Origin of the sequence: Rhodopirellula maiorica SM1 (assembly GCF_000346295.1) — a bacterium.
Lineage (GTDB): Bacteria > Planctomycetota > Planctomycetia > Pirellulales > Pirellulaceae > Novipirellula > Novipirellula maiorica.
In genome coordinates, this window is the sequence record NZ_ANOG01000773.1 from 1 (window position 1) to 10,743 (window position 10,743).

At 54.6% G+C, this 10,743-nt stretch carries 8 protein-coding genes; 3 read left to right on the forward strand and 5 right to left on the reverse strand.

All coding sequences use genetic code 11. The annotated features are described in order from the left end of the window. The coding region (locus RMSM_RS25110; RefSeq protein WP_008703170.1) for a vWA domain-containing protein at positions 1-914 on the reverse strand (914 nt) is incomplete at its 3' end. A 385-nt stretch (positions 915-1,299) separates the two neighbouring features. On the opposite strand from RMSM_RS25110, the gene RMSM_RS25115 reads away from it, so the two are divergent. Continuing rightward, entirely contained in the window at positions 1,300-2,397 is a 1,098-nt protein-coding gene (locus RMSM_RS25115; RefSeq protein ID WP_008703172.1) for a DUF1559 domain-containing protein, read from the forward strand. Positions 2,398-2,463: 66 nt separating this feature from the next. Here the strand turns inward: RMSM_RS25115 and RMSM_RS25120 are convergent, their stop codons facing one another. Further along, a complete protein-coding gene (locus RMSM_RS25120; RefSeq protein ID WP_040769331.1) occupies positions 2,464-3,855 on the reverse strand; it encodes a sporulation protein in 1,392 nt (463 codons plus the stop codon). Then, positions 3,830-4,516: a hypothetical protein gene (locus RMSM_RS40105; protein WP_040769332.1), complete on the reverse strand. Its 687-nt coding sequence runs from the start codon at positions 4,514-4,516 to the stop codon at positions 3,830-3,832. The genes RMSM_RS25120 and RMSM_RS40105 overlap by 26 nt, the downstream gene beginning before the upstream one ends. Before the next feature lie 253 nt (positions 4,517-4,769). Between RMSM_RS40105 and RMSM_RS38870 the strand changes: the two genes are divergently transcribed. After that, a complete protein-coding gene (locus tag RMSM_RS38870) occupies positions 4,770-6,026 on the forward strand; it encodes a PH domain-containing protein (RefSeq protein WP_008703180.1) in 1,257 nt (418 codons plus the stop codon). Between the two features lie 7 nt (positions 6,027-6,033). Here RMSM_RS38870 and RMSM_RS25135 read toward each other — a convergent pair whose 3' ends face one another. Both RMSM_RS25135 and RMSM_RS25140 read right to left on the reverse strand, forming a co-directional pair. Continuing rightward, positions 6,034-7,173: a glycosyltransferase gene (locus tag RMSM_RS25135; RefSeq protein WP_008703182.1), complete on the reverse strand. Its 1,140-nt coding sequence runs from the start codon at positions 7,171-7,173 to the stop codon at positions 6,034-6,036. Further along, a complete protein-coding gene (locus RMSM_RS25140; RefSeq protein WP_008703184.1) occupies positions 7,173-8,264 on the reverse strand; it encodes an endonuclease/exonuclease/phosphatase family protein in 1,092 nt (363 codons plus the stop codon). Before RMSM_RS25140 ends, RMSM_RS25135 begins: the two co-directional genes overlap by 1 nt. Positions 8,265-8,550: 286 nt before the next feature. Here RMSM_RS25140 and treZ point away from each other — a divergent pair, with 286 nt between their 5' ends. Next, entirely contained in the window at positions 8,551-10,308 is a 1,758-nt protein-coding gene (gene treZ / locus RMSM_RS25145) for a malto-oligosyltrehalose trehalohydrolase (RefSeq protein WP_160168369.1), read from the forward strand. Positions 10,309-10,743: the final 435 nt, after the last annotated feature.

Genomic DNA, 10,743 nt, shown 5'->3' on the forward strand with positions numbered 1-10,743 from the left:
AAATCACGGCCCACGTTGCGATACAGCGAACTCGATTTGGTGGCGGCACGACTGCTGAGTCCGCCAATCCCACTGGCGTTCGCATCTTGCACCACCTGATTTTCTGCGTACGCTTCACGCTTATTCTTTGATCCGTACCACAGATACGTTTGATTCAATTCGTTATTGAGCTTGATGATGATCTTGTCTTGCGGTGCCTTGATATGAACCACCCTCTCGTCCTGGTTGATATTTAAATACTCACCTTCGGCAATGTCGGCGCCGTCTTTCCATTTGCCGTTAATGCCTTGCTGATAGTCACCGCAGTGGATGGTGTTGACCACGATGCCCGCCCCGATCGCCTTTTTGCAGGCCGACCGATAATCGACCGCCCCTTGTGTGAATGGCTCATTGCCAGCGATAAAGATTGCTTTGTAGGCGTTCGGTTCACTGCTCCAATCAAGTCGCTTAACCGCTTCCTTGATGATTTGGCCGCAATACTCGTCGCCTCCGTTGGTGCTGAGCGCGAACAAGGCCTCTGAGACTTTATCCAAGTCGTCGGTCAACTGTACCACTTGTCGGATGTACCCCTCGCTGGCAGGCAATCCTGAGTTGCCGTACTCAAACACAGCAACGCGAAGCAGCGGTGTTTTGCCTTTCTTCTTGGCTTTGGCAAATTCTTGCACAATGTTCCAGAGCTGACTCTTGGCTTGACCGATCAAACCGTCCATCGAATTGGAAGTGTCGAGCAGAATCGCCACGTCGACCGAAGGCCGCGTCCCCGAAAACGGTGCTTTCTTTTTGGAGTCCGACTTTTTATTACTGTCTTTTTCGATCGTGATTGTGACACCTTGGGCGTGCGTCATCGATGTCCCCTGCTGGCTGAAGCCAACGAACATCACCAACAGCAGCACCAATTTGAGAGTCGCTTGCATCAGATTTCTCCAGAAAACGAGGGGGGAGAGCGAATGTCCAAATTAGGAAGAAGAGTCGCCCTGGGGGATCGGCCCATCGCATTTGTAGGCAGAGAAGCCGGCTCGCGTTGCCTAGTTCGGATTTCTTTCATTCTATGCGTTCCCTCACGCGACTCGAAGCCAATCTTCGTCGAATCCAGCGAGCAAAGGAAAACCGAGATCATCCAGCGCAACGGGTTGACGCGTCAGAACCAGGCAAGTAGACTCCGGCCTACACCTTGTTGAGACTCATTCTCAAAAAGGCATGTCAAGCCAGCCATTCTTTAGAGCCAGCCAGACTCACCGTTCAGGTTTGCAAGCATTTTGCGAACTTTACCCTGCCTGTCACGCTCTACGGACCCTTCCTATGGCTGCCCTAGCCCCTACTGCATCGTCGTCATCCCGTCGCGGATTTACGCTGGTTGAACTGCTTGTTGTGATTGCAATTATCGGCGTTTTGGTCGGTCTATTGCTGCCTGCGGTGCAGGCCGCACGCGAAGCAGCACGGCGAATTCAATGCAAAAACAACGTCAAACAAATCGCCTTGGGCATGTCGATGTTCGAGCATACCTTTGGACACTACCCTTACTCGCGAACGGGGTCACTGTGGCGAATTTTGGGATTTGTCGAACAGCGTGAACTTGCCGAAACATTCAGCGCGGCCAAGCATCCCAACTTTGATGATCCTACGGCCAGCGAATACAAATGGGGTTACAACGGAACGATTTCGACCGACTGGAGTAACAAACCACTGCTAGTCGAGGCAGCCGGCACTCAACTTAGCGTGTTTCAGTGCCCGAGCCGAACGGGATCCGGAACGATGTTTGACGGCGATATCGAAATGGGTGTCGCTGATTACACCACGCCCCGCATCCCCTCACTTCGTCCTGAAGGCCACCCGCTCTATTACCAAGGTGGCGAACCTCAGATGCAATTCAGTACGGCCATGACGCCGGCATCAGGTTCAAGAAACCGCAATCCAAACAACAAAGGCGGCAAAGCGCGTGACATCACCGATGGAATGAGTCATACGTTGATGTATTACGAATGCATCGGGACCCCTGAATTGTTCGTCAGAGGCCGGATGGCAGCAACCACCGGCGGGGCGGGACTGACTTGGGCAGGTAGTGGCGACGGAGTCAAAATGCGTGCTTACAAGGCCGACAACATGACGGCGGATACATCGGACTCCAATCGCGGCAAATCAACCTCGGCCAATCCTTCGATCCCCGACACCCCAACGGATTGCAGCAAAACCTCGGCTTGGGAAGCAACGATCGATACCTGCGGCACCTACCGCGCACTGAATCACACCAACAAGAGTCAGCCATTCAGCTTCCACTCGAGCGCCGTGAACGTTGGACTGTGCGATGGTTCCTCACGTACGATCACCGACACGATCGATATTGGCGTTTTCCTGAACCTGATGCTTCGCAACGACGGGCAACTACCCGGCGAATATTGAGCCCTGCAAAGCAGGCCGATTGCGGCTTTCGCATGCTACACAGTGCTTGGCTGCTCGAGGTACGAGCTATTCGGTATCGAGTTTGATCTGTAACCGGCGGTGACGGTCATCCCAACCGACGATCGTTCCCTGACCGACCCAGCGATCGCGGCCTACCTGTTCGAAATCGTCAGCCAATTGATGCGGGACATACAGCACCAATGGCAACGGCGGGTCGCCGTAGTGAGCCCACACGGCGTATCCGTCTTTGAACACGTGCGGATCGTCGTCCCCCGCGTACAGCAACCTTCGCTCGACAAACGCTTCGATTCGAAACGAAAGCCCAGTCACCGCATCGACTAGCGTCGCAAGTGGCTCAGGTTCATCTCGCAGAGACCACAAGTGATTGGCAGTCTCGGCGAACGTGATCCCATCGCCAGACGTCATAGCCACATTGCCTCCGACCGGCGGCTGTGCGATCGATCGCACCGGACGTTCCAGCGGTTTTCCGGATGGCAACACTTGCAATGCGATCTCTTTGGACCAATCGGGCCAGCGCGGGATGTCGATGCGAAGATTGGTTGCCCAAATCACATCGTTGCTAGGCAGATCCAGTGTGTAGGGAGCATCCTCGGGCAAAGTAACGGAGATGGGAAAACGACGTTCTTGCCCTGCCGCCAATGTGGTCGCCGATTGCAATTCGGTCGTCTGTTCAAAGAAAACATGTTTATGTGTTGTCTTGTTACTGCCGCTGCCGCTGACACAAACTTCGCGGGCTTCGAAATTCAACGCAATGGCATTGACGCTGACATTTTTGCGAGGCCGAAGCACAAGTTCGCCCGTGACCTGTTCTCCGGGAGCCACCACGGTGGGCGAAACTTCGTAGACCACTTCGCCTAACAAATACTTTGGCAACAAGACTTTTACCGCCCAGCCGACGGCGAATAGCACGGGAAAGATGCCAACACAGATCAGCGAAAAGGGGTTTTGAACCATGAAAAACATGAATCCAGAACACCAGATCATCATGAATACGCCGATAAAAATCCCAGCAAAGATGGAGCGGTTTGGTGTTTTTTTCGTCACGGCCGCCTCAGGCCCACATGTAGGCCGCATCAAAATCGGCTCGGACGCTTTCGGGTCAAAACCCCAAGGGATTTTCACTCGCGCGTCGACGTAATGATCGACGTTCAAGTAGTGTCCGTGATAACTAGGCGGCCAATCACCGACCGGCAGCTCAAACGGATATTCAACGACTTGCCCGCCGACCCATTCACCTTGGAACAACGTGTCACTGGCAAAGGTCCCCGAGGCAACGTTTCCTCGCCCATGGGTTTTCCAGACTGACTCGACCACCAATCCGCTGCACTTCACGTCTTGATCGACGTTCACACGCACCTTGCCACGGACGGTACCGCCGCCTTCATACAGAAAGCCGGCATCCTCGGCTAACTCAATCGACAAATCGCATTTCGCCATCGCTGTACACCTGGTGTTGAACTTGCTCGTAGAGGTAACCTTCGATGCCGCGAATATCGCTGCCAAACCGCGACACCAACCTGTCAGCATCCTGACGCGACAATGTTGGAATTGGCCCCGGTCCTAATCGAGACGCCTCGATTCGGCGATTTGCCAACTCGGCTACCAAGGGTGCGTTATTTGTATCACCTATCCGGTAGCTTGTGACATCGTACCCCGCTTTTTTCAGCGGACGTGACAAATCGCGATGCGTCGCCAACACCAACGGCAACCCCGTTGCGAAGATGCGGTGCATCACTTTTCGTGGCAACCGCTGTGCCTCGTCAATCAACAAGGGAACCCCTTCGGGGATCGCGGCACACGGCAAATCTTCATCCAGATAAACATAGGATGCGTGGGGAAAATGACGCAGCAACGCCAACATCCGCGTCGTCTTCCCGCGACCACAATCACCAATCAATTGCAGTGCCGTTCGCGAATTCGGAACATGCGAGGCAAGCTCTGCGATATCAACGACGGCCAAATCGGCCCGTTCGTCTTGCGTCAGCTCGCCAAACGGATTTCGCCACAAATTACACCATGCCCATGGAAAACCACTGTGCTTGCCACGAGGCGGATCCAGTGGAGCAGCAGGTCTGTCGATCGAGTTGTTTGAGTTCATCACGCTTGCTGAAAAAACCTTGAGCGTACAAAATTTGTGGGGTGCGGAGATTGCGGTGTGCGGAGATTGCGGTGTGCTGTGATTGCGGTGTGCTGTGATTGCGGGGTGCTGAGATTGCTACGGCGACTTCGTCACAGAATACCGTGCCTCCGTTTCGCTCAACCACCGCTGCCGGAAAACTCGTAACCCTGCAACCGCGTCGCCCTCATCTTCTCACAAGTGGAACGAGAGTCATACAAGGCCAACTCTCTTGATGCTACAAACCCGCCAAAAGAACTGCTTGATCGGCATCGCGGTAACGATATTGTTTGTGGTCATCGCCGCGACACTCATCGTTACCGATTTTGATCCTCCATTGGCTCGCGACTGGATCCAATCCCACGCGACGCTTGGCATGATCACGTTCACGTTGGCGAGCATCGTCATGATCTCGACCGTGACCCCCAAGACGGCTATCTCGATTTCAGCCGGTGCATTGTACGGAACGTTTTTGGGGACATTGTTGGTCGCGGTGATCGCCGGGACCGCAGCGTGGCTGAACTACTGGATCGGACGCCACTGGATCGGACGCCACGTGCTCGAAAGACGCGATCCTTCCAAACGCCCCCATTACGATTCATCCTGGAAAAACGCGATTGGCGAAATGGCAGCCGATGCCAACGTGGGCGGCCATTTGCTGGTTCGCCTTTCGCCCATTCCGACAATGGTGATTGGCTACAGCATGGGGGCGATGCGGGCGAAACCGAAACCCTACCTTGCCGCCGCGATGCTTGCCGTGATTCCACAAGCCGTCTGGGTCCATAGCGGTTCTTCGGCAATACTGCTGGGGACATCGCGTGAAAGTGGTCTGGCATGGATCAGCACCCTCGTTTCGGTTGGTGTAGCGGCCATGATCAGCATCCTGATCCCACGTGAAGCGATGAAGCGAATCCGCCAGCGTTCCACTGTGCTAACGCGATCGAATGCGACTCGCTCGGGGCAGACTCGCTCAGGGCACACTTGCTCGGAGCCAATACAAACGGCGTCTCCGCCCGTGCCTGGGCGCTTCCACAACCACAAATCCTCGATACTGATGAACGAACCTTCTGCTGCTCTGAAAACGCCGATTCGCTACGATTCGGCGATCGATCTTTGGCTCTTGATGCTGCTCATGCTCTCGCCAGTGTTAGCGGCGGTGATTGGCGGTTACTTGATATTGAATGGTCGTCCAGGCGATGCGTCGTTGTTGTTTCTTATTGGTGCCGCCACCTTGTTCGTTCAAGGCATCTTTGTAGTGCCCTGTCGCTACACCGTCCTGGAAGATGCCGTCTCGGTACGATGTGGAATCTTGTGTTACCAGATTCCAATCTCAGAGATTCAAGGGATCGAAAAATCATCAAGTCTCAAGAGCGCGCCGGCGCTTTCGCTTCGCCGCGTTCGCATTCAAACAGCAAAACGTGAGTATTTAATATCACCGAAAGATCGCGAAGGGTTCATTACCACGATCAAGCAAATGGCGAAGCTCGATTGATCCGCCATCACGACAAAAACAGTTCTTCGATTCGCCGCGTCGTTTGATTCACGTCGTGGAAATCGCGAACATATCGCAGTGCCACATCGGCACGCAGAATCGCCGCATCACGATCGCTGACAAATTCGCGAATCGCATTGGCTAATGACAACGGGTTGCCGGGATCCGCCAACAACATCGTCGGCTCATGGTCCATCAACTCGATCGTTCCTCCGGCCCGCGTAGCAATCACCGGTGTCCCCAGCGCCATCGCTTCTAATACCACATTGGGCATCCCTTCGAACAGCGACGGCAAGATCAACGCGTTGGCGGACGCGATTCGTGGTGCCGGATTGGGGTCGACTCCGACGAATTCGATCGTGTGACGTCTGACCTTCTCTGTCGCTAACTGCTGTAATTGCGATCGCAGCGGTCCGTCACCGACCATAATTAGCCGCAGCGGCGGAACACCCGCGGGCCAATCTGACTCGGAAATCGCCACAGCTCGAATCAAATCCGCGTGCCCCTTTTCCGACGTCATCCGTCCCACACAAACCATCGTGACGTGATCGGGATCACGCGGTGGGGTCGCTGCCACTTTCAAAAGCAAATCGTCGCGGTCCACAGGATTCGGGATCACCGTGACCGAATCGGGAAACAGGTTGTAATACGTTTCGGCCGATCGAGCGGCAATTTTGCTGACAGCCACCACCGTACGAGCCTGACGATAGGCGGCCGACAATCGCCATCGTTTCCAGCGCAGGAAACGTTTTTCGACCAACGGCAACGCACGCTCTGGCGGGCTGACGATGGTCGAGACCCGCGGAATCCCCAACCGTTGGCAAGCGGGTGCCGCAATCAAACTCATTGTAAACGTACGATCGTATACCACCGCGATTTTTTCTGCGACGATCCGATCCCTCAGGTCTGCGGTCTGCTGACGCAAAATCCGGCCTGGAAAATAGAGTTGGTTTGGCCGTAGCCCATCCGCAAACGAATGCACTCGAACATCGTCGGGGATTTCCGATATCAAGTCGCCCGCTCGCTCGATCACGTACAGATGCGGCTCGAACCGCGCACGATTCAAATGCCGCAGCAACAATAGCGTTTGTCGTTCGCTGCCACCGCCGCGCATCGAACTGATCATCAACAGCACGCGTTGACGCATTAGGGCACCTCGACTTCGACCCAAACCATACGATGATCACTGGCCGAGATCAAATCACGCCGCGGATCTTGGCGCCGAGGCCAAAACACTCCCGCATCCACCACGTTTAATTGCTTGCTCGGCAAAACATAGTCGACACGAAAATGACCGCTGCTGCCAAAGTCGGCCGTGTCTAGCGCGGGATCACCCGAGTGTTTCGCGCAAGCTTTGTTTTTCACATCGCGTTCCGTGGCGCCAGCGGAACTTGGCTTGGGATCGTGCACACGACGGTGACTTAGCAAACGCCGGATCGCCTGCGGCTTGCCGTCCCCATCGGCTGGATCGGCATTCAAATCACCAAGAACCACAAAGGCTGCGTCTGGCGGCAAACCGCCGGTGTTTCCCCTATCGTCTCTCAAATAGGCCGCGTCTGGATTGTCGAGATAGTCGACCCAAAATCGGATCTCATCATGGTTGCGGCAACCATTGCGATCTTCGGCACCATCAAACACCGGGGGCGTTGGATGGCTTGCTAACAGATGAATCGTGGCATCACCGATTTGAATGGGAACATCCAGATGGTTCTTGCTCGATAATCGCAATTTGGACCACACTGCATCCTGGTAGTACGGTTTTTGTGTTTCGGGATCGTATGGCCGATGAGCGTCGGGCAATTCGGACCACAAATAATTCTGGAACGTGCGAATGTTTTTCTTGTCGATGGGAAAGCGACTGAAAATTGCCATCGAATACTGACCTGGATAAACCCCAAATCCCCATGCATCGGTAGCTTCGCCGTTGGCGGCGTTGCCGTTCAAATCCAATCCCGAATCGATTCCGGTGTTACTTGACGCTGCGTAAATATAGGGATAGTCGATCGGGCTGCGGCCCGACCTGGCAATCGCAAAATATTCTTCGGCGATCAGTCGAGCGGTTGCCGCGGTGGGCTCGTAGTCAATTTCGTTGACGAGCAGCACATCGGGGCGCACCGTTTGCACAATTGCAGCGAGCTTGATTGCTTTCGGATCACGTCCGTCGATCAGCCGCTCGTAAACCTCGCCCGCCGTTTTGCCATACAGAGAAACGTTAAAAGTCGCGACTCGGATTTTCACAGAATCCGTAGATTCCGTTGGGGTGCACTGGACGGCAGAACCGTTGGGAGCACAAACTGCCAGCAAAACGAGCAGGCTGCTAAATAGGAGCCCGAGAACCGAAGATGTAAACATGAGGGGATTGCAACGTGGAAACTGACGATCGAAGTTGGTAGCCGCAGTGTAACCGTTTTTCTCTTACACCTGATCCATCGTGAACATGAAACCTTCGCTAACTTTACAATTTGAATCTTCGCCAATCGATTCTCCGAACGCCGCCTCCCATCATTGGCTTGGAGCGACGCTGGTGGGAAAAAATCAAACTCGATTTGTCGTTTGGGCCCCCGAACGTGGCCAAGTCGAAGTCGAGCTGGTGGGGCAAAACCGCAAAATTAAATTGCAGAAAAATGATGATGGTTACCATGTGGGGTTGGCGGAGGATTGCGGACCAGCGGAGCGTTACTTCTACCGTTGTGACAGCGGCCCGCAGCGGCCTGATCCTGTATCTCGCTACCAACCACTTGGGGTGCATGGGCCCAGCGAAGTGGTCGATTCCGCATTCGACTGGACCGATTCACAGTGGCAATCGGTCGCACGAGACGATTTGATCATTTACGAGATGCACGTCGGTGCCTTCACCCCATCCGGCACCTTTCTCAGTGCGATCGAGCGACTTGACGAACTGGTCGAACTTGGCGTAACGGCGATCGAATTGATGCCGCTTGCGGATGCGGCAGGCCGCTGGAACTGGGGCTACGATGGCGTGAACTGGTTTGCTCCGAACCACAATTACGGGACGCCCGCTGAATTGAAACAGCTCGTCAACGCGGCGCACCAAAAAGGATTGGCGGTGATCGTCGACGTGGTCTACAACCACCTTGGCCCCGAAGGTAATTATCTGGGCGATTTTGCACCTTACTTTTCAGCGAAACATGGCACACCGTGGGGCGACGCTCCGAATTTTGATGATCCGCAGTGGGGCAGCGAAGTCCGCCGCTACGTGATCGCCAATGCCATCTACTGGCTTGACGAATTTCACATCGACGGGCTCCGAGTCGACGCTATTCACTGCACTCGCGATGATAGTGATCCGCACATCGTCGCGGAGATGAGTGAAGCAGTTCGTCGCTGGTCCGAAGCGGCGAATCGAAACGTGTTGCTGATCGCCGAATCCAATGTCCATGACCCCGAGATGAACCGACCGGTCGCCGAGGGCGGAATCGGATTCGACGCCCAATGGTGTGACGATTTCCTGCATAGCGTGTTTGCCGTCGTGCGTCCGGGCGAGCAACTTTCCAATCGCGTCTATCGATCGGGAACCGATTTAGCTCAATCGCTATCCAAAGGCTTCGTGTTCGAAGGAACGATGCGAAAGGCACGCAGCCGAAAGACGCCCGAAACTCGCACCGAAACCCATGGGCTCGTTTATTCGATCCAGAACCACGACTTCATCGGCAATCATCCACTGGCGAAACGGCTCGATCAACTGACTTCACCAGCGGCACAGAAGGCGGCTGCGACGTTGCTGTGTCTAACGCCGGCAATTCCAATGTTGTTTATGGGCGAAGAGTTTGCTTCGACGCGTCCGTTTCTGTTCTTCGTCGATTTCACGGACGCGGAGCTGCAGGAGGCCGTGGTCAACGGACGACGGCTCGAGTATCCGCAGCACGATTGGTCCGAAGGGCTGCTGCCGACCGAAGAGGCCGCATTCCGGTCTTCGAAATTAGAAGCGAGAGAGGATGGGAACCAGAATATGTGGCAGTGGTATCAATCGCTGATCAAGCTACGAAAACAGTGGCGAGCTTCGGGATTATTGAGCGATGCGAACATCCAAACACACTACGAAAGTGAATCGAATTTGTATGTGGTCCGCTATCAACGGGAAGACGAAACCGCGACAATCTACTCACGACTGACGCCCCAAGAAACAGAAGCCGAAGCGATCACAATCGAGCCGGACGGCAAGTTGCTACTCGATTCGTTGCCACCACACTCATCCGAGCACGTCACGATTAACGAACTGCTGCCCAACCAAGCCAAGGTATTTTATAAAAGTGGTTCGTAGACGCGAAATTCATTAGGCAAGCATAATCCTTTGCTTCGCAACAAGCAGGGTATTGTCGTCTAACTTACTTGGACAGGTAACGTCGTTCCGATATGGGAACAGTTTGTCCGTGTGACTACAGGAAACCTTCGGGTAGAAGACGGAGGCAGGAAGATGGGAAGACTCACCATCGATCCTAGTAAAGGTAACTTCGTGGCGGATAAAGTCACCCCAATGGATTTGACGACGTCAGCCTAACAAGACTCGCCCGGGGACAGCAAGACTCGCCCGGGGACAGAGCTCATTCTGCGGGGACAGCTCGCCCGGGGACAGAGCCCATTCTGTGGGGGCGACAACTTCACGTAGGGACAGAGCATATTTTGCCTCACTCAGCTCGTCCGGGGACAGAGTCCATTTTGTGGGGGTTGCCTCACTCAGGGACGGAGCTCATTTTGT